At 47.5% G+C, this 25,542-nt stretch carries 23 protein-coding genes; 19 read left to right on the forward strand and 4 right to left on the reverse strand.

Features of this window, described 5'->3' with window-relative positions:
• Positions 1–5: 5 nt before the first annotated feature.
• The 11 genes from dnaK to K7G97_RS04365 all read left to right on the forward strand — a co-directional run bounded on the left by dnaK (position 6) and on the right by K7G97_RS04365 (position 12,266).
• Complete coding sequence (dnaK, locus tag K7G97_RS04315; RefSeq protein ID WP_035398411.1) at positions 6–1,832, forward strand: molecular chaperone DnaK; 1,827 nt, start codon at positions 6–8, stop codon at positions 1,830–1,832.
• A gap of 132 nt (positions 1,833–1,964) precedes the next feature.
• Positions 1,965–3,071: a molecular chaperone DnaJ gene (gene dnaJ / locus K7G97_RS04320; protein ID WP_223041444.1), complete on the forward strand. Its 1,107-nt coding sequence runs from the start codon at positions 1,965–1,967 to the stop codon at positions 3,069–3,071.
• A 25-nt stretch (positions 3,072–3,096) separates the two neighbouring features.
• Positions 3,097–4,044, forward strand: coding sequence for a 50S ribosomal protein L11 methyltransferase (prmA, locus tag K7G97_RS04325; protein WP_029341002.1), 948 nt, complete (start codon positions 3,097–3,099; stop codon positions 4,042–4,044).
• A gap of 4 nt (positions 4,045–4,048) precedes the next feature.
• On the forward strand, positions 4,049–4,795 hold the full coding sequence (locus K7G97_RS04330) for a 16S rRNA (uracil(1498)-N(3))-methyltransferase (RefSeq protein ID WP_223041445.1): 747 nt from the start codon (positions 4,049–4,051) through the stop codon (positions 4,793–4,795).
• A 5-nt stretch (positions 4,796–4,800) separates the two neighbouring features.
• On the forward strand, positions 4,801–6,135 hold the full coding sequence (gene mtaB / locus K7G97_RS04335) for a tRNA (N(6)-L-threonylcarbamoyladenosine(37)-C(2))-methylthiotransferase MtaB (RefSeq protein WP_023467445.1): 1,335 nt from the start codon (positions 4,801–4,803) through the stop codon (positions 6,133–6,135).
• A gap of 107 nt (positions 6,136–6,242) precedes the next feature.
• Positions 6,243–6,938: a 23S rRNA pseudouridine(2604) synthase RluF gene (gene rluF, locus K7G97_RS04340; RefSeq protein ID WP_223041446.1), complete on the forward strand. Its 696-nt coding sequence runs from the start codon at positions 6,243–6,245 to the stop codon at positions 6,936–6,938.
• Between the two features lie 47 nt (positions 6,939–6,985).
• Positions 6,986–7,867, forward strand: coding sequence for an EamA family transporter RarD (rarD, locus tag K7G97_RS04345; protein WP_238239084.1), 882 nt, complete (start codon positions 6,986–6,988; stop codon positions 7,865–7,867).
• A 16-nt stretch (positions 7,868–7,883) separates the two neighbouring features.
• Positions 7,884–8,768, forward strand: coding sequence for an EamA family transporter RarD (gene rarD / locus K7G97_RS04350; RefSeq protein WP_223041447.1), 885 nt, complete (start codon positions 7,884–7,886; stop codon positions 8,766–8,768).
• Between the two features lie 76 nt (positions 8,769–8,844).
• On the forward strand, positions 8,845–9,510 hold the full coding sequence (deoC, locus tag K7G97_RS04355) for a deoxyribose-phosphate aldolase (protein ID WP_023467449.1): 666 nt from the start codon (positions 8,845–8,847) through the stop codon (positions 9,508–9,510).
• A 135-nt stretch (positions 9,511–9,645) separates the two neighbouring features.
• Positions 9,646–10,620, forward strand: coding sequence for a BMP family lipoprotein (locus K7G97_RS04360; RefSeq protein ID WP_029341009.1), 975 nt, complete (start codon positions 9,646–9,648; stop codon positions 10,618–10,620).
• Positions 10,617–12,266 carry a methyl-accepting chemotaxis protein gene (locus K7G97_RS04365; protein ID WP_223041448.1) on the forward strand — a complete coding sequence of 550 codons (1,650 nt, stop codon included), beginning with the start codon at positions 10,617–10,619 and terminating at the stop codon, positions 12,264–12,266. The genes K7G97_RS04360 and K7G97_RS04365 overlap by 4 nt, the downstream gene beginning before the upstream one ends.
• 64 nt (positions 12,267–12,330) lie before the next feature.
• On the opposite strand, the gene K7G97_RS04370 is transcribed toward K7G97_RS04365, so the two are convergent.
• Both K7G97_RS04370 and K7G97_RS04375 read right to left on the reverse strand, forming a co-directional pair.
• Positions 12,331–13,578 carry a murein hydrolase activator EnvC family protein gene (locus K7G97_RS04370; RefSeq protein WP_223041449.1) on the reverse strand — a complete coding sequence of 416 codons (1,248 nt, stop codon included), beginning with the start codon at positions 13,576–13,578 and terminating at the stop codon, positions 12,331–12,333.
• 334 nt (positions 13,579–13,912) lie between these two features.
• Positions 13,913–14,662 carry an SDR family NAD(P)-dependent oxidoreductase gene (locus K7G97_RS04375; RefSeq protein ID WP_035409264.1) on the reverse strand — a complete coding sequence of 250 codons (750 nt, stop codon included), beginning with the start codon at positions 14,660–14,662 and terminating at the stop codon, positions 13,913–13,915.
• A 136-nt stretch (positions 14,663–14,798) separates the two neighbouring features.
• Here K7G97_RS04375 and K7G97_RS04380 point away from each other — a divergent pair, with 136 nt between their 5' ends.
• The 3 genes from K7G97_RS04380 to K7G97_RS04390 all read left to right on the forward strand — a co-directional run bounded on the left by K7G97_RS04380 (position 14,799) and on the right by K7G97_RS04390 (position 16,574).
• Complete coding sequence (locus K7G97_RS04380; protein ID WP_029341012.1) at positions 14,799–15,233, forward strand: YkvA family protein; 435 nt, start codon at positions 14,799–14,801, stop codon at positions 15,231–15,233.
• 134 nt (positions 15,234–15,367) lie between these two features.
• The gene (locus tag K7G97_RS04385) at positions 15,368–15,931 is read left to right on the forward strand and encodes a DedA family protein (RefSeq protein ID WP_035398399.1); all 564 of its coding nucleotides are present in this window, start codon (positions 15,368–15,370) and stop codon (positions 15,929–15,931) included.
• A gap of 13 nt (positions 15,932–15,944) precedes the next feature.
• Entirely contained in the window at positions 15,945–16,574 is a 630-nt protein-coding gene (locus tag K7G97_RS04390) for an HAD family hydrolase (protein WP_223041450.1), read from the forward strand.
• Between the two features lie 86 nt (positions 16,575–16,660).
• Here the strand turns inward: K7G97_RS04390 and K7G97_RS04395 are convergent, their stop codons facing one another.
• A complete protein-coding gene (locus K7G97_RS04395) occupies positions 16,661–17,719 on the reverse strand; it encodes a PTS sugar transporter subunit IIC (RefSeq protein ID WP_223041451.1) in 1,059 nt (352 codons plus the stop codon).
• Positions 17,720–17,907: 188 nt separating this feature from the next.
• On the opposite strand from K7G97_RS04395, the gene K7G97_RS04400 reads away from it, so the two are divergent.
• On the forward strand, positions 17,908–18,903 hold the full coding sequence (locus tag K7G97_RS04400) for an NADP-dependent oxidoreductase (protein ID WP_223041452.1): 996 nt from the start codon (positions 17,908–17,910) through the stop codon (positions 18,901–18,903).
• 58 nt (positions 18,904–18,961) lie between these two features.
• Here K7G97_RS04400 and K7G97_RS04405 read toward each other — a convergent pair whose 3' ends face one another.
• Positions 18,962–19,126: a hypothetical protein gene (locus K7G97_RS04405; RefSeq protein ID WP_023467459.1), complete on the reverse strand. Its 165-nt coding sequence runs from the start codon at positions 19,124–19,126 to the stop codon at positions 18,962–18,964.
• Between the two features lie 287 nt (positions 19,127–19,413).
• On the opposite strand from K7G97_RS04405, the gene K7G97_RS04410 reads away from it, so the two are divergent.
• The 4 genes from K7G97_RS04410 to K7G97_RS04425 are packed head-to-tail and all read left to right on the forward strand — an operon-like array spanning position 19,414 to position 25,500.
• A complete protein-coding gene (locus K7G97_RS04410) occupies positions 19,414–22,038 on the forward strand; it encodes a glycosyltransferase (RefSeq protein ID WP_223041453.1) in 2,625 nt (874 codons plus the stop codon).
• Complete coding sequence (locus K7G97_RS04415; RefSeq protein ID WP_262415794.1) at positions 22,035–23,039, forward strand: class I SAM-dependent methyltransferase; 1,005 nt, start codon at positions 22,035–22,037, stop codon at positions 23,037–23,039. The genes K7G97_RS04410 and K7G97_RS04415 overlap by 4 nt, the downstream gene beginning before the upstream one ends.
• Entirely contained in the window at positions 22,934–24,250 is a 1,317-nt protein-coding gene (locus K7G97_RS04420; RefSeq protein ID WP_262415795.1) for a glycosyltransferase family 4 protein, read from the forward strand. The genes K7G97_RS04415 and K7G97_RS04420 overlap by 106 nt, the downstream gene beginning before the upstream one ends.
• Positions 24,247–25,500 (forward strand): glycosyltransferase, encoded by a 1,254-nt coding sequence (locus K7G97_RS04425; protein ID WP_223041454.1) that lies wholly within the window; start codon positions 24,247–24,249, stop codon positions 25,498–25,500. The genes K7G97_RS04420 and K7G97_RS04425 overlap by 4 nt, the downstream gene beginning before the upstream one ends.
• Positions 25,501–25,542 lie beyond the last annotated feature (42 nt).

Raw genomic sequence — 25,542 nt, forward strand, 5'->3', positions numbered from 1 at the left:
AGATCATGGCAAAAATCATTGGTATTGACTTAGGTACAACGAACTCATGTGTCGCAGTAATGGAAGGTGGCGAACCAGTCGTCATCGCTAACGCAGAAGGAAACCGTACGACACCATCTGTCGTCGCATTCAAAAACGGCGAGCGTCAAGTAGGGGAAGTCGCAAAACGTCAAGCGATCACGAACCCGAACACGATCATGTCGATCAAGCGTCATATGGGTACGGACTATAAAGTAGAAGTTGAAGGCAAAGACTACACACCACAAGAAGTCTCTGCAATCATCCTTCAAAAACTAAAAGCGCAAGCAGAAGACTACCTCGGTGAAAAAGTCACAGAAGCTGTCATCACAGTACCTGCTTACTTCAACGATGCAGAACGCCAAGCGACAAAAGACGCTGGTACGATTGCTGGTCTTGATGTAAAACGGATCATCAACGAGCCTACAGCGGCAGCACTCGCATACGGTCTCGAAAAAGGCGAAGATCACACGATCCTCATCTATGACCTTGGTGGCGGTACGTTCGACGTGTCGATCCTTGAACTCGGTGATGGTGTCTTTGAAGTTGTTTCAACTGCTGGTGACAGCCGTCTTGGTGGAGATGATTTCGACCAAAAAATCATCGACCATCTCGTAGCAGAATTCAAAAAAGAAAACGGCATCGATCTTGCTCAAGATAAGATGGCGCTTCAACGTTTGAAAGATGCTGCTGAAAAAGCGAAAAAAGACCTTTCAGGTGTTTCTTCAACACAAATCAGCCTTCCGTTCATCACAGCTGGCGCATCAGGTCCACTTCACTTGGAAATGACACTTTCACGTGCGAAATTCGATGATCTCACAGCAGATCTCGTTGAACGTACGATGGAACCAACACGCCGTGCTATGAACGATGCAGGTCTGACACCAGACAAAATCGACAAAATCATCCTCGTTGGTGGTTCGACTCGTATTCCTGCAGTTCAAAAAGCAATCCAAGACTTCACTGGTAAAGAATCGTTCAAAGGGGTTAACCCGGATGAAGTCGTTGCCCTCGGTGCAGCGGTTCAAGGTGGCGTATTGACAGGAGACGTCAAAGACGTCGTTCTTCTCGACGTAACTCCACTCTCACTCGGTATCGAGACAATGGGTGGCGTGATGACGAAATTGATCGATCGTAACACAACGATCCCAACTTCGAAATCACAAGTCTTCTCGACTGCAGCAGACAGCCAACCAGCTGTTGACATCCACGTCCTCCAAGGGGAACGTCCAATGGCAGCAGATAACAAAACACTTGGTCGCTTCCAATTGACGGACATTCCGCCAGCACCACGTGGTGTGCCACAAATCGAAGTTAAATTCGACATCGATGCGAACGGTATCGTTAACGTTTCTGCGAAAGATCTTGGAACGAACAAAGAACAGTCGATCACGATCCAATCATCAAGCGGTTTGACTGAAGCGGACATCGAGCAAATGGTCAAAGATGCAGAAGCAAACGCGGACGCAGACAACAAGCGTAAAGAAGAAGTCGAATTACGCAACGAAGCAGACCAACTCGTCTTCGCAACAGATAAAGCAATCAAAGACCTCGGTGAGCAAGTCGCTGACGCTGATAAAGAAAAAGCAGAAGCTGCAAAAGAAAAAGTAACAAAAGCTCTCGAAGGAACAGACATCGAAGCAATCCGTTCTGCAAAAGACGAATTGTCGACAGTCGTCCAAGAGTTGACACAAAAAGTCTACGAGAACATGGCACAGCAACAAGCTGGCGCTGAAGGCGCACAAGCTGGTGGTCAAGACGACAACGTCATGGACGCTGAGTTCGAAGAAGTCGACGAGAAAGACAACAAGTAATTCATCCGACCGATTTTTCGGGCGCTAGAGAGAGCCAAAGCGTATCCGCGCTTTGGTTCTTTCCATGTCGCACGAAGTTCGGTAAAATCAAACAGTATGAAATGAATCGGAATAGAGAGAGGAAGACTGCACGTGGAAAAACGCGATTATTATGAAGTACTAGGCGTCGCGCGCGATGCCTCATCAGCGGAAATCAAACGCGCGTACCGTAAGCTTGCCCGGACGTACCACCCGGACGTCAACAAGGAAGCAGATGCGGATGCGAAATTCAAGGAATTATCGGAAGCGTATGAAGTGTTATCCGATGACAATAAACGAGCACGTTACGACCAATTCGGTCACCAAGATCCATCACAAGGTGGCGGTGGATTCGGTGGAGCTGAAGGATTTGGCGACATCTTCGACATGTTCTTCGGTGGCGGACGTCGTCAAGATCCAAACGCACCACGTAAAGGACAGGATTTACAATACGTCGAGGAAATCGACTTCATGGAATCGGTCACAGGCGTCGAGAAGACGATCACGATCCCAGTCGAAGAAGATTGCGGTACATGTCATGGTTCGGGTGCCAAACCAGGAACACATCCGGAAACATGTAAACGATGCGGTGGTTCGGGTCACATCAACGTCGAACAAAACACGATGTTCGGTCGTGTCGTCAACCAAACGACATGTTCGACATGTCATGGCCGTGGACAAATCGTCAAGGAGCCATGTGAAACATGTCGTGGAGCTGGTCGCGTTCGTAAAAACAAAGATGTCCGTGTCAAAATTCCAGCAGGGATCGATAATGGGCAACAAATCCGCTTAGCAGGAAAAGGGGAAGCTGGTGTCAACGGTGGACCAGCGGGTGATTTGTATGTCGTCGTTCGTGTCGCAGCACATGAACTGTTCGAACGTGTCGACGATCATATCGTCATGGATATGCCACTTACATTCGCACAAGCAACACTTGGCGATGAGATCGAAGTGCCGACTGTTCATGGTAAGGTCAGTCTGAAGATTCCAGCGGGCACACAGACAGGATCGCGATTCCGTCTCCGTGGAAAAGGGATGCCGAACGTTCGGTCCGGTCACCATGGCGACCAGTACGTCAATGTCGTCGTCATTACACCGAAGAATCTGACAGAACGTCAAAAAGAACTCTTACGGGAATTCAATGAAATCAGCGATGAAAAAGGTGTCGAAGAGCAACACGAAGGTGTCTTCAGCCGGATCAAGACATTCTTTACAGGGTGATCACTACAGAGGAGCGTGACAAGAAATGAAATGGTCAGAGATCTGTGTCCATACGACACAAGAAGCCATCGAAGCAGTTTCAAACATCTTACATGAAGCGGGAGCAAGCGGAGTCGTCATCGAGGACGTTGAAGATTTCGAGATGATGTCCCACCGCGAAGATAACTTCGGTGAAATTTGGGATGAGACGAAACGGGACGAGTACCCGACTCAAGGTGTACTCGTGAAGGCGTATCTTGCAGAAAGCAGCGATTTGACGGACACGATCAAAGGCATCGAACATGACATCCAACAATTGACGAACTTCGGTCTGTCGATTGGCACGGGTGCTGTCACGCTGACTCAAGTAGATGAAGAAGATTGGGCTCATTCATGGAAGCAATTCTATAAGCCAGTCAAGATCAGTCGCCATCTGACGGTCGTCCCGATGTGGGAAGACTATACACCACAACCGGATGAAAAAATCATCGAGCTCGATCCAGGTATGGCATTCGGAACGGGAACACACCCGACGACGGTCCTCTGTATTCAAGCGATTGAGAACTACTTGCAAGAGCAAGACCGTGTCGTCGATGTCGGAACGGGATCCGGTGTCTTAGCGATCGCAGCAGCGAAGCTTGGGGCAAAAGATGTCTTTGCACTCGATTTAGACGAAGTCGCTGTCAAATCAGCGACGGAAAACGTCGCTTTGAACGAAGTCAGTGAGCAGATCACGGTTCGCCAAGGCGACTTGATGAAGGAATTGAGTGAGCCGGTCGAGTTGATCGTCGCGAACATCTTAGCGGAAGTCATCCTCCTTTTCGTCAAGGATGCCTATACGTTGACGTTACCAGGTGGTCATTTCATCGCTTCCGGTATCATTAGTCAGAAGAAGGATATGGTCGTCCAAGCGATGCAAGAAGCAGGATTTACGATCGTCGAGACAACGAAGCTTGAGGACTGGGTCGCGATCATCGCGAAACGGGAGGCGTAAACACATGCAACGGTATTTCGTCGAGCCCTCGATGCGTCAGGGAGATGTGTTTCATCTCCCGAAAGACGACGCACACCATATGAAAAACGTCATGCGGATGGAAGTCGGCGGAGAGATTCTCGTACTCGACGGGACAGGTCTTTACCGGTGCCGTCTGGAAGCACTCGATAAACAAGCGGCTTCTGCCCGGATCGAAGAGACTCTACCGATCGAGACGGAGTTACCGATTCGTGTGACGATCGCTCATGGATTGCCAAAAGGCGATAAGATCGAACTCGTTGCCCAAAAAGCAACGGAACTCGGGATCCATCATCTACGAATTTTCGAAGCCGACCGTTCCGTCTCGAAATGGGACAAGAAGAAAGTCCCGAAAAAGCTTGAACGACTCGAAAAAATCGTCAAGGAAGCAGCGGAACAATCGTACCGTGCCCACTTGCCGACAGTCGACTTCGTGGCGTATGATGAAGTCTTACAGGATGCATCGAACTATACGGCTTGTCTGGTTGCCTATGAAGAATCAGCAAAACAAGGGGAGGCCTCCGTCCTCGCTACGACGCTTGCTGGGCTGCAAGAGGGTGATTCCCTTCTTGTCGTCATCGGACCTGAAGGTGGGTTCGCTGAAGCAGAAATCGCACGTTTGACGGATGCCGGTTTTAAAAAAGCCGCTCTAGGGCGCCGCATCTTACGGACGGAAACGGCACCATTTTATGTCCTTTCCGCCGTCTCGTATCATTTTGAATTGAAAGGGTGAACGAAATGGCAACTGTTGCCTTTCAAACGCTTGGCTGTAAAGTCAACCATTACGAAACAGAAGCTGTCTGGCAACTGTTCAAGGACGCTGGCTACGCACGCGTTGATTTTGCTGATCATGCGGACGTGTATGTCGTCAATACATGTACGGTCACGAATACCGGAGATAAGAAAAGTCGCCAAGTCATCCGACGGGCGATTCGCCAAAATCCGGATAGTGTCATCTGCGTAACGGGTTGTTATGCTCAAACGTCTCCTGCTGAGATCATGGCGATTCCTGGCGTCGATGTCGTCGTCGGAACGCAAGATCGGCATAAAATGATTGGATACATCGAACAATTCCGTGAAGAACGCATGCCAATCAATGCGGTCGGAAACATCATGAAAGCCAAAGTCTATGAAGAACTGGATGTACCGGCTTTTACGGACCGGACACGGGCTTCGTTGAAAATTCAAGAAGGTTGTAACAACTTCTGTACGTTCTGTATCATCCCATGGGCACGTGGTCTCATGCGGTCTCGTCAACCAGAAGATGTCTTGAAGCAAGCACAACAGCTCGTTGATGCGGGTTACAAAGAAATCGTCTTGACGGGAATCCACACAGGTGGATACGGAGAAGACTTAAAAGACTACAACTTAGCGAAACTACTTAAAGCACTCGAATCCGTCAACGGACTCGAACGCTTACGGATTTCGTCGATCGAAGCGAGTCAAATCACGGACGAGGTACTCGATGTCCTGAAGGACTCACCGATCGTCGTTCGTCACTTGCACGTTCCGATCCAGTCGGCATCCGATACGGTCCTTCGCCGGATGCGTCGTAAATATACGATGGCGGAATTCGGAGAACGGATCACGCGTCTGAAGGAAGTCCTGCCTGACTGTGCAATCACGTCAGATGTCATCGTTGGTTTCCCAGGCGAGACGGAAGAAGAGTTCATGGAAACGTTCAACTTCATCAATGATCATAAGTTCAGTGAATTGCATGTCTTCCCGTACTCGAAACGGACAGGAACACCGGCTGCGATGATGGACGATCAAGTCGAGGAATCAATCAAAGAAGAACGCGTCGCGCGTTTGATCGCCTTATCGGATCAACTCGCGAAGGAATATGCTTCGAAATATGAGGGAGAACTGCTTGAAATCATTCCGGAAGAATTCTCGGAAGAAGCAGGCGGTCGTCTCGTCGGTTATACGGATAACTATCTACGTGTCGCAATCGAAGGCGATGAGTCGATGATCGGACAACTCGTTCGTGTCAAAATCACGAAAGCGGGTTATCCGATGAACGATGGTCAATTCGTTCGCATCATGCAGACACTTAAAGACGCTGCAGTCTAATCGAAAGGGCAAAGGAAACCTCTGGTTTTCTTTGCCACTTTTTTTGTTTTCATTTCAGGAATGCGCTACACTGAATACAGTTCAATTAAGGAAAGAGGATATCATTCATGCGAATCAACAAATTCATTAGCGAAACGGGCTTTTGCTCAAGGCGTGCTGCCGATAAATTAGTCGAAGCAGGTCGTGTAACGATCAACGGTCTGACAGCAGAACTCGGCTCGCAAGCTGAAGAGACGGACGTCGTCGAAATCGACGGTCAACCGCTCCAAACGAAGCCAAAACCTGTCTACATCGTCTTAAATAAACCAGTCGGCATCACGTGTACGACAGAGCTTGACATCGAAGGAAACATCATCGATTTCGTCAACCATCCGAAGCGGATTTTCCCGATTGGTCGTCTCGATAAAGATTCAGACGGCTTGATTCTGTTGACGAATGACGGTGATATCGTTAACCGGATCTTACGAGCAGAAAACAATCACGACAAAGAATATATCGTAACCGTCGATGCACCAATTACGGATACGTTCATTCAAGGGATGGCGAGTGGTGTTGACATTCTCGGTACGACAACGAAGGAATGCATCGTTGAACCACTTGAGACACGGACATTCCGGATCATTTTGACGCAAGGGTTAAATCGTCAGATTCGCCGTATGTGTAAAGAGTTCGGCTACCGGGTCAAACGTCTCCAACGCGTCCGGATCATGAACATCGAGCTTGGCGATTTACCAATTGGTTCTTGGCGTGATTTGACAGAAGAGGAATTACGCGAGTTGTTTACGACGCTTGACGGGCAATAAGGTTCAAAGAAAGTCGCCACTGGCGGCTTTCTTCATACATAAGGGGGATGACCGTGGATAAACGGGGTATGAGTGCGACATTCGTCGCCTACGTGATTGGTGGACTGTTGCCGATCTACAAAGTATTTGCTGCTGGTATTCCAGCATGGACGGTCGTTTCGATTCGGATTTTGAGTGCGTTCATTTTCGTGACACTGTTGTTACGCCTGACGAAGAAATTCCAATTCGTTCGTCAATTATGGCAAAACAAACGTCAGCGCTATACCGTGCTTGCGGCAGGGCTTGTATTAGGTGGGAACTGGTCGCTCTATCTGTACGCCATCGGGGAAGGGTATATCGTTGAGTCGTCACTCGGGTATTACATCAATCCGCTCGTCAGCGTCTTGTTCGGTTTGATCTTTTTTAAGGAACGATTGACGCGTCCGCAAGTGATTGCGATTTTATCAGCAATCATCGGTGTGATGATTTTAACGCTCGGTTATGGTCAATTTCCGATTATCGCCTTTTCACTTGCCGTCTCGTTCGCATTTTACGGTGTGCTGAAGAAAAAGGCAGCAGCCGAACCATTATCCGGATTATTTTTAGAGACACTGGTCACCCTTCCGTTCGCTCTCTTGACGCTTGGTGTGACAGATAGTCAACCGCTTGCGATGCCGACGAGTGCATTGATTGCGATCATCATGCTCGGGATCGCAACAGCAGTCCAATTGATGTTATTCGGATACGGAATGCCGAAAATTCCGTTTGTCTACGTCGGGATTCTGCAATACATTGCCCCGACGCTGACGCTGCTCCTTGGAATTTATCTATTTAATGACGTCTTTACGACGATTCACTTCATCGCTTTCCTGTTCATTTGGATTGCCGTTGCTTTATTTACGATCAGCGGTTTATCGGCAGGGAAAATGCGAATGAAGAAGGTATCATAATGAAAGAAGGGATTACGTGAATCTACCAGGATTCTTTGCGACACTTGTCGCGTATATCATTTGGGGACTCTTACCGCTCTACTGGAAGATGCTCGCCAATGTACCGAGTGAAGAGATACTGGCACACCGGATCATCTGGTCGTTCTTATTTCTACTCATCTTATTGTCGTTTCAAAAAGCACTTGGAAAATGGAAGGCGGCGTTACGCGATCCGTTCACGCGCCGACTCTTTTTCTTAAACGGACTGATCATCAGTCTGAACTGGTTCATCTATATCTGGGCCGTCAATCATCAATTCATTGTCGAAGCGTCGCTTGGTTATTACATCAATCCGCTTGTCAGCATCGTCTTCGGTGTCGTATTCTTTCGTGAAAAGCTCTCACGGATCGAATGGATCTCGATTGTTCTTGCGACAATCGGTGTCCTGATTTTGACGATTGGCTACGGCGAGTTTCCATGGATTTCGATCGCGCTTGCCTTAAGCTTCGGCTTTTACGGCGTCGTCAAAAAGCGACGACCGCTCGAATCAACGGTCAGTCTGACGCTCGAGACGATGGCGCCGCTTCCGCTTGCTTTGATTTTCCTCGGCTATTGGCAAGTACAAGGGACGTCTTCGATGACCGAATCTGTCGGTACAACGACCGGACTCATCTTGACCGGGATTGTCACCGCTGTTCCACTTTTGTTATTCGGATTCGGGGCACAACGGATTCCGTTCACATGGGTCGGATTCCTCCAATTCGTCGCACCAACCTTGTCGCTTGGACTCGGTGTATTGCTGTATCACGAACCATTTACTAAAACGCACATGGTGGCGTTTACATGTATTTGGGCAGCAGCGATCGTCTTTACGCTCAATGGTGTCTGGATTCGAAAAAAACAGCTCCGAAAAGTCGCTTAAAAAGATAGAAGTCTGACCTCTTGCGTGATAGAATAAAAACAGAGTCTAAGGGATACCCTTAAGGAGGACAACAAACATGAATTTAGCAGGAATGATCGACCATACGGCACTGAAGCCAGAAACATCACGTGCTCAGATCGAAACACTCTGTAAAGAAGCATTAGAATACAAATTTGCAAGCGTCTGTGTTAACCCAACATACGTCGCGTTAGCAGCAGAACTCTTAAAATCAGATGATGACGTCAAAGTATGTACAGTCATCGGCTTCCCACTTGGAGCAAACACACCAGAAGTGAAAGCTTTCGAAACAAAAGATGCGATCCAAAACGGTGCAACAGAAATCGATATGGTTCTCAATATCGGTGCATTAAAAGATGGCGACCTTGAGTTAGTAGAACGTGACATTCGTGCGGTTGTCGAAGCGGCAAACGGTACACTCGTTAAAGTCATCTTCGAAAACTGCCTTCTTACAAAAGAAGAAATCAAAACAGCTGCTGAACTTTCAGTTAAAGCAGGTGCTAACTTCGTGAAAACATCGACTGGTTTCTCAACAGGTGGTGCAACTGTCGAAGACATCCGTCTCATGCGTGAGACAGTTGGTCCTGACATCGGTGTTAAAGCATCTGGTGGCGTTCGTGACTTCGAAGGTGCAAAAGCAATGATCGATGCAGGTGCATCACGCATTGGTGCATCAGCAGGAATCGCAATCGTTACAGGTGGTACATCTGATAGCGATTACTAAGAATATCTGACATGTCCCTCTTTTTTAGAGGGGCATTTTTTTGTTATGGGACTATTCTGAATTTAAATTTTGTATTAAGAAGTCAGACATCGCTTCCGATAATCAGATGTAGAATGTCGGAAGGATGTGGAATGAATGAAACGGTGGAGCGGAATCATACTGGCATCGACACTTAGCCTTGCAGGGTGCGGCAGTGTCATCGATGATCCAGAACGGGCAGTCAAGGAACGAAAGGAAATGGCGGTCGTCTTGTCGGATGTTGGTCTTGGCGATCAATCGTTCAGTGATGCGGCGATGAGCGGCATGGCGTTGTTACGGGAGAAGGAAGGTTGGTCAATCGATTACCGAGAGTTGAACGAAACGAAGACCTATAAAGCAGCATTCGAAGCGTTAGCGAAAAAGAAGCCGACTGTTATCGTCGGACTCGGATTCATGGGGCAGACGGATCTTGAAACGGTTGCAAAAAAATATCCGAAACAACAATTCGCCTTGATTGATGCTGTATCGACGTTACCGAACGTACTCTCGGTTACGTTCAAAGAGGACGAAGGAAGCTATTTAGCGGGTGCGGCTGCAGGGATTCAAACGAAGACGAATACGATTGGTTTCATCGGTGGGATGAAGTCGCCTCTGATCGAGAAGTTTGAAAAGGGATACATAGCTGGCGCTAAAGCGGTCAATCCAAAAACGAAAGTACTCGTCGAATATGCAGAGGACTTTGCAGCGCCCGAAAAGGGACGGACGCTCGCAAACGAAATGATGCAGAAAAAGGCAGACGTATTATACGCAGCTGCTGGATTGACGGGAAGCGGTGTCCTGGAGGCAGCGCAAACGAAAGGAAAAAAAGCGATCGGTGTCGATAGCGACCAAACCCCGATTGCACCTGACGCTGTCATGACGTCAATGCTAAAACAAGTTGATCTTGCGATTACGAAAATCGGACAAGATGTGGCTGCGAAGGGTCTACAGTCCGGACAAGTCGTCCTGGGTGTCAAAGAAGGAGCAATCCAGTTGGCTCCAATCCGAAACACGAACTTTACGGACGGGGAACGAAAAAAATTAGAGCAGTTACAACAAGACGTGCTCGAAGGTAAGGTGACGATCCAATGACGTTACGGAAACGATTTTTACTCTCCACGTTAGTGACGATTTTGAGTGTCGTCATCTTGATGGGATGGACCTTGTTCCAACTCCGTCAAATTCAGTCCTATAACGAAGATTACGGGAAACAGCTCGTTGAAATCTCAGAGCTTGAAACGAAGCTCTTATATGAACAGGCAGCATGGAACCGACTGGCAAGCCAACCGTCTGAAAGTCAGGCGGAGCAAGTCCAGGCACTTAGCAAAAAGAACGAACAGGCATTAAACGAGTTACAAAAGACGTATTTGATTCCAGCATTTCAAGAAGAGTTGAACCGGGCGGATATGAAATATAAGACGCTTGCTGTGAAACGGACGGAACTGACGGACGCGATGAATCCGATTGAGATTCGCTCCCATGCCGCACGAATCGAAGGTGTCCTCAGTGATCTCTACACGTTACATACGAAAAATGGAGAGTTTTATGATGTCTTACAACGTGAAGCGAAAGACGAGACATTGAATTTGACACGGACCGTATTGATTGCGACATTCGTTCTCCTGATTGGTCTTGCATTATACAACTGGTACTTCGCACGTAGTATCACGCGACCGATCAGCCGTGTCGTTCGGACAGCAGAACAGATTTCGGACGGAGACTTATCGCAGGAATTAGTCGTATCCGGTCGAAAAGATGAGATTGGTCGACTCGAGACAGCGGTTGCGCAGATGCAAGGAACATTGCATGAGGTCATCGGAACGATCAGTCGTTCGTCGAACACGATTCGTCAGATGAGTACGGAAGCGACGACAGAGAACGCGAACATCGTTGAAGTTTCTGGCAACATGACCCATGCGATTAATGAAATGGCGAGTGGTACTCAAACGGTATCGGACGATATTCAGACGACGGTCAGTACGATGTCAGATATGCAACAGCTCTTTGAAGAGAGTGAACAACGTGCACAAACCGCTTATGCAGAAGGACAGGCGGCCGATCACGTGATGGTTCAAAGTAGTTCCGTCATGGAACAGCAAGCACGGTCACTTCGCGCGTCAACAGAACAAAATCGCGAACTCGGTCAGAAACTGGAAGGTTTCTTAGAACAGACGCAACAAATCGAACAAATGGCGCAACTCGTCGCTGGAGTTTCCGCGCAGACGAACTTGTTGTCACTCAATGCGGCCATCGAGGCGGCGCGGGCTGGGGAAGCCGGTCGCGGATTTGCTGTCGTGGCTAGTGAAGTTAAAAAGTTAGCGGATGAGACAAATGAGGCGACGCGCTCAATCTTCTCACTCGTCCGTTCGATTCGCCAAGACGGGGCTGTCTTACAAGAAGCACTCGTCCAAGCGGAGCGGGAGCAGACGAATCAGGTCGAGAACTTTACGCACGTCCAGCAAGCTTTCAGTGAGACACGTCAAAAGGTAGCAAACGTGACGGAAACACTCGATTATGTGACGAAACAACTCGTACATTCGAAACAACAAGCCCGCCATGTCGTTGGTCAAGTCAGTACAGTCAGTGGTGTCATGGAAGAACTTGCAGCTGGAAATGAAGAGATCGCTGCTTCAATGCGTGATCAACAGGCCTCGTTCGAACAGATTCATCAATTGATGCAAGAACTCGAATCGACGACGACGTCGCTTGACAGTCAGACACATCAATTCAAAATTTAATGAACACAGCAAAAAGTGCACGCCTTCTTGGGAAGAGAAGGCGTGCACTTTTTCTTGAATCGACTTAGAAGAAGCTTTCTGGATCGAGCTCATTCGTCCGTCCATTCGCATCATACTGGTATCCACCATCGTGGATTTCAAAATGCAAGTGTGGACCAGTCGAGTTACCGGTGCTTCCGAGAACACCGATTTGCTGTCCTTGTTTGACTTGTTGTCCCTGTTTAACGTTTAAGGCATTCATATGGGCATACACGGTCGTATATGTTTTCCCGTCGATATTATGAGAGATATAGACGTGGTTGCCGTAAGGACCGCCTGAACTTGCTAAGATGACTGTCCCGCTTGCAGATGCAACGATTGGCGAGTTGAGTGGACCAGCGAAGTCGGTTCCATTGTGGTACGCATAACCATTACTTCCGCTTGCTGCACCCATTCCTTGCGAAACAGAACCTTGAGCAGGTTTGATGAATTTACCTTTTGCTTTTGAGATGACTTTCGTACTAGCTTTGCTAACAGATGCTGGTGCTGCCGATTGTTTCGCAGCTTTTGCGGCAGCTGCCTTTGCTGCTCGTGCTGCTGCTTTTTCAGCTGCTTCCTGTGCCTTCAGTTGGGCCGATGCCTCTTTCAGGCTGAGGATGTTGGATTCGATTTTTTTCTTTTGTGACGTCAAGCGTTTCAACAGTGCTGTGCGCTTTTGTTTTTCTTGTTTTAGTTCACGTTGTTTCTTTTTTAAAACATTACGATCTTCAATCAAGTCTTGGCGTGTCTGCTTCAGCTCTTCTTTCGCAGTTGCCAGTTCTTTTTTGTTTGATTCGTAATCTTTTAATAAAGAAGCATCGCTTTCCGCAATCGTATTGAAGGCATTGAAACGGCTAATCATATCACCGACATCTTTTGCACCGAAGACGGCTTCAAGTAGCGGGGCATTATCGGCTTTAGACTGACGAACCGCCAGACGATCACCGAGCATTTTTTCTTGCTTCTTGATTTTCTTTTGCAACTTCTCAATCTTATCTTCTAATCGAGCAATCTGTTTCGTGTTTTCGTCGATTTTCTTTTGATTCTCGACGACTTGTAATGTCAGCCCGTTAATCTGTTGATCCAGGGCGTAGACTTGTTGCTGTGCTTTAGATAATTGATTATTTTTTTGAGACAACACCTCGCGTTGCTTCGATTGTTGTTGCTGGTTTTGTTGTTGCTTTTCTTTATATGAACTTGCCGCGTCGACGGGAGTTGTCGTCATGAGCGGACTTGCGAGTAAAGTGAGTGTCATGAGCGATAGCCCGAGTGACTTTCCGAAAGGTCGTTTCATAAACTAAGCGTCATTCCTTTCCCTTATGAAGTGTTACCTTTCCCACTCTAACAAGAAAATCGGAAAATCCACTTTACAATTCTTTTAAAAAAATACAAGAGAAGCTAGCAGAAAGTATGAAGAATTTATGAAAATAATGATGCGTGAACAGAAGGATAAATAGAAAATGTTGATATGAAGGGAAAAATCATTGTGTAATTGATTGATTTCCGAATGATGTCAGAAGATATATTTTTGTAACATCGTATGAATAGAAGGTTTATTAATGTTTGAAAAAGGTATAAATATAGTTTTTGTAAAATGAAAAAGTGCCCCGAAAGGCACTCCATCCGCATCATTCTTCATAAATCATCTTTCGTGTCATCCCACCGTCTAGGACCAATGTTTCGCCCGTCAAGAAGTCGTTATCTGGATGCGTTAGATAAAGAGCTGCACGTGCGACATCACTTGGTTTTCCGACGCGACCAGCTGGATGCTGACTGTGGTCTTCAGGTGATAATTCTTGATAGTCACCGGTTTCGATCCAACCCGGAGCAATCGCGTTGACGAGAATTCCGTCTTCCCCGAGTGAGACAGCAAGTGCATGGGTCAGTGCAAAAATGCCACCTTTCGTCGATGCATAAGATTCTGTATGCGGTTCCGACATGAAGGCGCGTGTCGAAGCCAGGTTGACGATCCGACCACCACTTTTACTTTGTTTCAAATAAGGTGTAGCGGCCTTAGTCGTTAAAAAGATACTACGCAGGTTCGTATGATGAACCCGATCCCATTCCTCAAGTGACAATTCGAGTAAGGGTTTTCGAATCATGATACCGGCGTTATTGATGACGATGTCGATGCGACCAGTATGTTCAATCGCTTTCTCAATCAACAGTTGAACGTCTTTTTCGTGTTGGATATCGAGGTGATAGAAGTAAGCCGTCCCTCCATCTTCTTCGATTTGTTGGACCAGTTCGTCTCCTGTCATCTGATCGATGTCAGCAAGAACGACATTTGCGCCATGCGCAGCGTAGGTGCGGGCGAGTTCTGCACCAATTCCATTCGCGGCTCCCGTAATGATGACGGTTTGATTAACATGATTCATAAAAATCATCCTTTCTGTAACGCTTCTCTCCCTTTTTTACCGTTCCATCATATCCTGAAACCTGACAGGATTATCATCCGTAGGAACAGGGAAATAGAAAAGCGTTGAAGTTACTTTAGAATGGGGGAAAACAGGAATGAAATTCTCGAATCAACAATTAGAAAAACAACAAAATCAATATGCCGAAGATGCAAAAGATTATATCGATCGCCCGAAAAAGACGAACTCGCTGTTACAACGAGCAACTGCAAAGGTAAACGGTAACTCTCGTTTGTCCGTCGTCTTCTCACCGTTGACGTTGTTCGTCGATATGATTCGCGCGTATCAGTCAGGTGAATATCGCAACATTCGTCGTACGACGATCTTAAAAGTAATCGGAGCGTTGATTTACCTCGTGTCACCGATTGACCTCGTACCTGATTTCGTACTCGGATTTGGTTTCGCAGACGATATCGCGGTCATCCTTTTCGTCACGAAAACAGTCTTTGAAGAATTGACACGTTTCAGTGACTGGCAAGATGAACAACAAAAGCGCCGTACGCAACCAGTACAAAGTGAGGATGCGTATTAATCATATAGATAATGATCCGAGCGACTTCACTATGAGAAGTCGCTCTTTCTGATGTAAAAAGAGCCGTTTCCTGTACGCCCTCTTGAAAGTTCGATACACTAGAAATAGTTGGTAAAGAGAGGGGGAGGGCGAAGATGGGACACCACTGGATGGAATCATACGGTTATATCGGGATCATGATGACGCTCATGTTTCCATTCATACCGAGCGAAGTACCGCTCGCGTATGCCGGATATCTCGTGCACACCGCACAGGCGAATCTTTTATTCATGTTGTTCCTCGCTGTAGTGAGCTTCGTCATTAGTCAGAACCTCTTCTTTACGATTGGTCAGTTCGGGAGTGAACGGTTATTGAATCGTTTGTTCAAATGGTTTCGGATTTCGGAAACAAAAATGCTTCAGTTTCAGACACAAATGGAGACGAAGGGACGCTATATCCTTCTTCTGTCTCCAATGTGGCGCATCGGATTTGCAATTGGTGCCGGTCTGACTGGTGTTTCACGCTGGACGTTTACCGTCGTGACGACGATTTCCTTTTTCCTTTGGTCAGCGATCTTCATTTGGGGCGGGAAAGCCGTCGGGCATGAATGGCGAAAATTGCACCATCTCAATCATCCAATAGTTTGGATTGGTTTAGGTGTGTTGATTACGGTTGGCTACTTGATTCAAAAAAAGAGAAAAGCAAAAAAAGAGATCTAAAAGGAGTGGGAACATGGCAATTATCTTATTCGATATTGACGGTACATTGATCGATTCAACGGAACAGATGACAGAAGCAATCCATCGGGCGATGGAGGACATGCCGCATCTTCCAAAACCTTCTCAAGCAAGTGTACAAGCAAGCTATGGTTTAGCAGGAAGTGCCTTTTGGCGTAAGGCGATTCCGGAAGCCTCAGAAGAGGATATTCGGTTGATTCGTAAAAAAAGACATGGTCATCTAGAAGCGACGATGGCAGAACAGAACGTCTTGTTCGACGGAATTCGATCTTTATTAGAAGCGCTAGTGTCTGCGGGACATACCATTTCAACTGCGAGTAATTGTGGCAACCACTATCTAAACCTTGTGCTGGATAGCCAAGACATTCGTTCGTTCTTCACGAGTCCGAAATGCTTAGAATCCGTCAACGGGAAAGAAAAGGCGGATATCTTGCGAGCGCACCGTGAGGAGTTTGGGGAAGAGTCCTACTGGATGATCGGGGATCGGTCTTCCGATGTTGAAGCGGCCCGTAAGGAAAAGATGCCGGTCGTCTTATGCCAGTACGGTTTTGGGACACAATCCGAGTGGGATTCGGCGGATCATGTCATCGAAACACCGCTTGACTTACTATCAGTAATCAAATAAATGTACAAAAAGCCAAGCTCAATCCGTCGATTTTTTAGACGGTCGGCTTGGCTTTTTTTTGTGCTGAAAGAGTGATTACGATGAACTTACTCGAAATCCAGTCGGTATGGCTCTGCACTCATCCATGGACGGAATCTTCGGAAGAGCATATGGAACAATAGACAAAGGATGACCGGCAAGACGATGAATAATCCCAGAACGAATGTCATGTTGAACAATGTCCAGCCTCCTGACATCAGATGTAACGCATTGATCGGACCGATTAATCCAGACATTCCGAAACCGGCACTGAACGGTGTACCTTGGACGCCGAGCATTCCTGCTAGTGCGCCAAGGATAGCAGCACTACACATGACAGGAAGAATCATCAAGGGATTACGAATGAAGTTCGCCATCTGGATTTTAGGAGAACCAAGAAAATGAGCAATCGACGTTCCGCGCGAATTGGCTTGCCATCCGGCAATTGCAAGACCGAATCCAGCGGCACAGACGCCTAGATTTGCAGCTCCGGCGGCAACACCCGATAGACTGATGGCGGTCGCAATACCGACCGTTGAAAGCGGAGAGACGATCAGTACGGAAAAAGTAATCGCAATCAGAATACCCATTAAGACGGGTTGAAGTGCCGTAAAGTCTGAGATGACATGTCCGATCGCTGTCGTGATCCGTGTCACGAACGGATACGTCAATACACCAATCCCACCGGCACCGACAATCAAAATCGTTGGCATGACAAGCACCGTATACGTCTTGAAACGTTCACCGATCAATAAGACGATTGCCGTCGCAACAGCTGCCGTCAGTCCGGCATTGATGACGTCACCCGTACCGACGAAGACGAACGTCGCATCTGCACGAGTCGCAACACCTGAGCCAACGACCGTCGCGAGTCCAATCGACGTGGTGGCAATCGGTGTCACTTTAAATTGCATGGCTACGGCAACACCAATCACCATCGGCAAAAGGCGCATCGCGAGTGTGGTGGCATCTAAAACATGTTGGGCTCCGGACACATATGGCAACAATGCCTTAGCGAGTTCACCGAGTAGTGCTCCTGGAATAAGGGCAACGAGAATTCCGATACTGAGTCCGTTTAAAACATGAACAGCAAATTGACGCGGCTGACGCAAAATAGATGAATCCATACAAGTCCTCTCCTTATGTAACGCTTTTGTGCATAACAGTATAAAAGTTATGAATTGTGTTTTATCTTACGGTAAGAACAGAAGGACGTCAAGGAAAAGTTAGAAAATTCCAAACGAGCAAAGGATTCGTCTTTCAGAAACGGAATTGTTACAGTGAAGAAGTACATTGAATGAGGAGGTCATGAATCATGTCAGAACAACGTATCGTATTAGCAGCACGACCAGACGGAAAACCAACAGGGGAAACATTCCGCTATGAATCATTTGAGTTAGCAGAGCTGAAGGAAGGACAAGTCGCATTAGAGTCACTCTATATCTCGGTCGATCCATATATGCGGGGTCGTATGAACGATGCACGTTCTTATTCGCAACCATTTGAGATTGATGAACCGATTCACGGAGGTGTCGTAGCACGTGTCATCGAGTCTAAAAGTGAAGGTCTCAAGTCAGGTGATGTCGTTGTCGGGATGCTCGATTGGGCAACAAAAGCAGTCGTCGATGCGAAAACCGTTCGTAAAATCGATGAGCAGATCGCACCGATTTCAACGGCACTCGGTGTTCTCGGAATGACAGGGATGACAGCGTATTTCGGATTACTTGATATCGGGAATCCACAACCAGGGGAAACGGTCGTCGTATCGGCAGCAGCGGGGGCTGTTGGATCGATCGTTGGTCAAATCGCTAAAATCAAAGGCGCACGTGTCGTCGGAATCGCAGGAAGTGACGAAAAGCTACAACACTTAAAAGCAGATCTTGGTTTTGATGAAGTCATCAATTATAAAACGGAAGACATCCGGGAAGCGTTAGACCGGACATGTCCAGACGGCATCGATGTCTACTTTGAAAACGTCGGTGGGGAAATCGGTGATGCAGTCCTTGATCGACTCAATCCATTCGCACGGGTACCAGTCTGCGGTGCCATTTCTGGATATAACGCACAACAGGACATTGGTCCACGTGTTCAATCGAAATTAATCATCGCGCGTGCGCGCATGCAAGGTTTCTTAGTGGGCGATTATGGCAAACGATTCAAGGAAGCGGCTGAGCAGCTCGGTCAATGGGTTAGTGAAGGGAAGTTACAATACGAAGAGACGATCTTTGAAGGATTCGATCGTGTACCAGATGCTTTCCTCGGATTGTTTGATGGATCGAACACGGGGAAACTATTAGTAAAAGTGAAGTAAACATGCCAAAAGAGGTTGCGGAATCATTTCCGCAACCTCTTTTTCTATGGCGTGAGATTCATGAATCTTTTCGATCGCGCTCGAGCTCTTCAGGATCAGGATCCGGATGCTGTGTTTCCGCAGGCTTGATGCCGGGATCTGATGTCTCAGCTGGATCAGGATCCGGGTGAAGACCAACGTCTGCCTTTTCATCTGGTAAATCATGATTTTTTTCGTTTAACATGTCCAGTCATCTCCTTTTATCAGTACGTAGTAATGTTTCCCCGTTTTTTAAATCCAAAACAATGAGGGTGCATAGGATTCGTTTTTGAAAACATGTGAATGACTTCCACGGACAAGAAAGTGAAAGTGGTCGATTTCCTAGGAAATACAGGTTGACTGAACTGGAATGTAAGGAAAATCCAAAAAAGCTTCATGAAGTCTTTACAAAAACCTTGCAAGTCCTTCAAGTAGCCTTTGAACTGCTTCCGTAGACTAAGAAAGAGTTGAAAAGAGGAAGGGTGTTTACGTGTGAGTGATCAAAAATGGAAACGACAAATCATGCAACAACTGAACTGGGTCCGCGAAGAGAAAAAACGGCTGACGAGCGCGACGACAGCAAGTAAAGATGCACTCGAAAAACTCCGTCAGCTAGACGTCTTGCGACTGCCGACGGTTCGAACTTCTAATAACACGACGACACGTTACCGACAAAATAGCCAAGCTTCACTACTAGATCAATTGGATATCTCGGAGATTCCGGTCCGGACGACGACGCGTTACTATGAAAAGCGACCAATCGAGATGGCGATCGTCTGCTCGGAATTCATGTACGCCTATTATGAAGATGCCGTTCATCTCCACTACGTCAATGCGCATACATTCGAAGAAGTTTTCGAGCGCGAGATTGATCTCTTTTTAGTCGTCTCTTCATGGAAGGGGTTACGAGGAGACGATTGGAAAGGTGTCGCCACACCGAATTCAAAGAAACGCCAACGACTGCTTTCTATGATGCAGGAAGTCAAAGCCAAAGGAATTCCAGTCGTTTTTCAATCAACGGAAGATCCGAGCAATCATGAACGGTTTCAAGACGTGGCGCAAGCTGCTGATTATGTCCTGACTTCAGATGAGGCGATGATTCCTGAATATCGCGTCTTATGTGGTCATGATCGGATCATGGCGATGCCGTTCGGTATCAATCCATTGATTCACAATCCAATCGGAGCGACACGTAGCCGTAAAAAAGGCGTTTTATTTGCCGGTAGCTGGATGGCGAAATATCCGGAGCGCGTGAAAGATACGGAGATGTTGTTTGATGGGGTGATGCAATCCTCGCACGAACTCGATATCGTGGATCGGAATTATCATCTTGACTTACCAGCCTATCAGTTTCCGGAGCGCTATCAATCACGGGTCGCACCAGCGATTCCTTATGATGCTTTACAACAAGTTAGTAAATGTTACGACTGGGTCTTGAACCTGAATAGCATCAAGTACAGTAAAACGATGTGTGCTCGTCGCGTCTATGAGTCGCAAGCACTCGGGAATTTAATCCTGTCGAATTACAGTATCGCCGTCAACAACGAGTTTCCGAACATCTTCACCGTGCATGACGCACAGGAGGCGACGGCGATCGTAGAACGTACGTCGCAAGAAGAAATCGAACGATTGCGAGCAGAAGGACTTCGTGCCGTCATGACGGAACATACAGTCTTCGAACGGATGGATCAGATTCTAGCGTTCATTGGACGAGTACCTGAGACACGGGAACATCGCTTATTAGTCGTTGTCGCTCAAAACGGGGAAGCCATCCGTGACGCAATCGATCGCCAAAGTCTCACACCAGATGAAATCGTCTCAGCGGATACGTTGACGGAGCAAACCTATAATCAAGCCGATCTCGTTGCTTGGATGGATGGAGAGGAATCATACGGCGAATATTATTTAGAGGACCTCGTGAATGGCTTTAAATATAGCGATGCCAGCATCGTTCGAAAGGGAAGCGAGCATCCGTATCATGTACAAGAGATGAGCGGTAATCGAAACGGTGCGATTGTTTGGCGATCAGCTATCGGATATGACATGTTCCAAGCAGGTGAACTGAACGGAAAAACACTATTGCTCGATCAATTGGAGTGGAACGAGCAGGCGGTAGTTCCGACGAATCGGATTCCGCAACTGTCGGTCGTCGTTCCGATCTATAACAATGGAAAACACCTCACGTATAAATGTTTCGCCAGTCTAACGCGGATGGATCGATTCATGGAGTCAGAGATTTTACTCGTAGATGATGGATCAACGGACATAGCGACACGTCAAGCCGTAGAGCGTCTCGCGCGACGCTATGGAAATGTCAGAACTTATTTCTTCGAGACAGGCGGAAGCGGTAGTGCTTCACGTCCGCGTAACAAAGGAGTCGAGATGGCACGAGCTGACTATGTGACGTTCCTTGATCCGGATAACGAGGTACTCAGTGATCGATATGCCTTTTTGCTTCAAGAACTAGAAAAAGATCCATCACTTGATTTTGTGGCGGGGCATATGAAAAAGCTTGCCGAGAAGACGAGTATCATTGCCTTACCGACGATTCGTAAACAAGGACGAACGGTTTGCGAGGATCCGAAAGCTTTTCTATTGAAACATCGGTTTGCGGTACAAAGCATTCAAGCACTCGTCGTCCGTCGTACCTTCTTGCTTGAACATCAATTGGAACAGGTCGTCGGTGCGGTCGGTCAGGACTCCTTGTTCTTCCAAGAATTGATGCTTCGCGCGAACCGTGTCTTACTCGTCAATCGAGTTATCCACTATTACTATGCAGCCGTTGCAGGATCAACCGTGAATGCATTGACGGTGAAGTTCTTCGAACGAAGTGTCGTCCGAGAGCGGGCACGCGCTGAGAAATTCGCTCGTTATGGAGTGCTAGAGGAATACAAGGAAACTCGATTCGAGCATTTCTTTGAGCATTGGTATCTTGTCAAGTTACGCTACTGCAGTGATAAGGATTTCGCACCGAGTGTCGCATTGTTGCGCACGATCATCAGTTTCTATGAACCGATCACGTTGACGAACCCGTTGATTCGTCGATTCATGGAGCTTGCAGATCGCCAGGAGACGGATCGACTTCAACACTTATTACTCGAGGAGGTGCAGAAATGACGGCATCGATGAAAACAGCACGACCAAAAGATCAAATCCGAGCTGCTTACTACGATCAGTTAGGCGGTGGATTCGGTAAAAAAGTCCGCGCACGTGTGCACTGGATCATTCGACAAGCAAAAGGGGAGCACATTTTAGATATCGGTTGTTCGGGTGGAGTCGTTCCGATTTTACTTGGACGGGAAGGGAAACACGTCGTTGGAATCGATGTATTACCGGAAGCAATCATCGAGGCCAAACAAGCGTTACTGGAGGAACCAACATCCGTTAAAGAAAAGGTGGAATTACATGAAGCAAATGTCATGACGTACACACCTGACATTCAATTCGATACAGTCTTGATGACGGAAGTACTGGAGCATATCGGTGAGCCGGAACGCTTCATCGCCCGTGCCGTCTCCTTCATCGCACCAGAAGGACGACTTGTCATCACAGTTCCATTTGGAGTGAACGATTATGCGGATCACAAACGGACGTATTATTTAAACCGACTGCTTGAACAGTTGACACCCTTCGGTAAAATCGAGACGGTCGAGCGGATTGATAAGTGGCTAGGGATCACGATGCAAGTCTATCCGGAACCTCGAGAGGGTCGAGCCATTTTACCAGCGGAAGTCGAATGGCTCGAAGACGCCTTTGAAGAGGTGGAACGATTGCATCTCGCGACGATCATTGATTTAAAACGCAAGCAACAGAATCTAGAACGAAAAGTACAGCGGTTAGGAGAACAAACGGACCAATTGGAACACGCTCAAGTCGAAGTGCTACGTCATGAACAGCAACTACAGGAACAGCGTGAACAATACAAGATGCTCGAAGAACAATATGCCGTACTGCTTGATCGGTTCGAAGGATCATTGATGACAAATCTGGAATTGTTGGAGGCGAATGCATCATGGAAATCAAAATACCGCTCACTCGCGCGATCAAAGCTCGGAAAAATCGTCGTCCGCTACTGGAAGTTCCGACGTCAACTCAAGCAGCGCCGGAGTCGTCAATGAACGTCTTGATGATTTGTCAAAATTTCTATCCGGAAATCGGGAGTGCGGCAAACCGAATGAAGAATATCTTCAAACGGATGGAACAAGCCGGAAGTGACGTCCATGTGTTGACGTCAGAACCGCTCTATCCGACGGCAGAACTTTATACGGATTCGATGTTCTGGGATGAACCGAGCCTTGATACGGCACATGTAACCCGTATCCAACCGCGTGACATCCGGGCGACGAATAATTTATGGCGGCGTCTTCGTTTATTCGTCGAACAATTCGTGCTCGCGGTAAAAGAGGTGCGACATGACCCGAAATCCTATGCCTACATCTATGCGACGACGCCATCCATCTTCATGGGACTCGTCGGGGTCGTCGCGAAACACGTCAAAAAGGCTCCTTTGATTCTCGATGTACGTGATTTATGGCCGGAATCATTGATTGGCGTCGGCATCACGAAATCGCGTCTCTTATTGACGCCGCTCTACTGGCTTGAAAAGTGGATGTATCGTCAGGCAGATCAATTGGTCATCAACAGTGAGGGGTTTCGATCATATATTGAAGGGCGGGGCATTGCACCCGAAAAAATCCATTATATCCCGAACTCGATCGAGGAAAATGAGTGGTTGATCAAACGCCGAAAAGTATCGGAACAAGTCCGCGTCGTGTATACAGGAAATATCGGTCTCGCACAAGATGTGTTCTTGTTGCTTGACGTCGCACAGGAACTTCAACAAGAGGAAGATATCTGTTTTCAAGTCGTCGGTTACGGCTATCACAAGCAAACGTTCGAACGACTCGTCAAGGAACGTGGGTTGACCAACATCGAATTTCTTGACGCGATGCCACGCTGGGATGCGTTGAAACAACTTGCGAAGAGTGACATTGCCTTTGCAACACTCGTCGAAAGTACAGCGTTCGATACGGTGACACCTGGAAAAATCATCGACTACATGGCGATGGGGTGTGCCATCGTCGGAGCGGTATCCGGACACGCGGCGCATGTCATCGAAGAGGCAGGAGCGGGTTACGTGTCTGTCCAGCGAAAAAAAGAGGAGATCGTCGATCATATTCTCGAGTTATCAAGAAATCCAGAGAAACGTGCAGCGATGGGGCGTGCAGGTGTGGCATACGTCCAACATCATTTTGATTGGGAACAAAATCAACAGCGTTTGTTTGAAGCCATCGAACAAACGCAGTCACGAAAGGCGGTCGCAGAATGAAGCGAATTGGAATGTTTGTTTGGAATCCGTTTACGAATGACGCTCGTGTCTTGCGTGAATGTACAGCACTCGTCGAAGCAGGACACCGCGTGGACCTATACTGTCTAAATGACGGCACACTTCCAGAAGTCGAATACCCGATGTCAGGGTTTCGCGTCATTCGAATCGACCGGACGCCACCTTTTGCGAGGTGGCTCCCGTTCTTTCGCAAACGGAAAAAACGGACACTTGTCATCGGCGTGATGGGTGCGCTTCTTGCGCCATGGCTTATTCCCGTGATGCTCGTGCTCTTTTTACTGATGCGAAGTCGATTCATCCGTTACGCCCTCTATAACAGTTTCGGCATTCTTCGTATGACACGTGCTGCCCGGAAGCATGATTATGACGTCATGCATGCGAACGATGTCAATACGTTACCACAAGCGATTGGGGCAGCGCGTGGTGCACAAATCGTCTATGACTCGCATGAAGTCCAGACCGATCGGACAGGATACGGGAGCATGCAAGGGAAATTAGAGCGCTGGTTGCTTCACTTCGTCGATCAGACGATCGTTGAAAATGACACGCGTGCAGATTACCATCAGAAGTTATATGGAACACGACCGTCTGTCTTGCACAATTATCCGTTTTACGAACCGATTATTCCGCAACCGCGGCCGTTACGCGAAGAGTTAGCACTCGCGCCAGATGAGCCGATTTTGTTGTATCAGGGTGGAATTCAAGAAGGACGTGGACTGGAGCGACTCATTGAAGCGATGCCGTTCATCGATCGAGGAACACTGATTTTCGTTGGAGATGGAAAGTTAAAAGGGAAACTGATGCAATTGGCTGCACAATCATCGGAAAAGTCTCGTATCCGCTTCATTGAGAAGGTTCCGCTTGCTGAACTACCCAGTTACACGGCAGCGGCAACAGTCGGCTTTCAGGTTCTCCAGAACGTTTGCTTCAATCATTATTCCGCTTCTTCAAATAAACTATTCGAATACATGGCGGCGTTGATTCCTGTCATCGCGGCCGACTTACCAGAAATTCGTCGTGTCGTCGAGACAGAAGGAGTTGGATTAATCGTCGATGTCGAATCCCCGCAGAGTATTGCTGCAGCGGTCAATCGTCTAGTGAAGGATGAGAGCTTGCGACGGGCGATGCAGGAGCGGGCAAGCGTAGCAAGGAGACAATACAACTGGGAGCAAGAAAAAGGTCGACTTCTTGCTGTCTATGACTCGATTTTCATGGAATCGGGCGCAAAATAAGAAAAATAGTCAACGACTCGAAGGGAAATCCACGTGCAATGA

The sequence above is a fragment of the Exiguobacterium acetylicum genome (assembly GCF_019890935.1).
GTDB classification, from domain to species: domain Bacteria; phylum Bacillota; class Bacilli; order Exiguobacteriales; family Exiguobacteriaceae; genus Exiguobacterium_A; species Exiguobacterium_A abrahamii.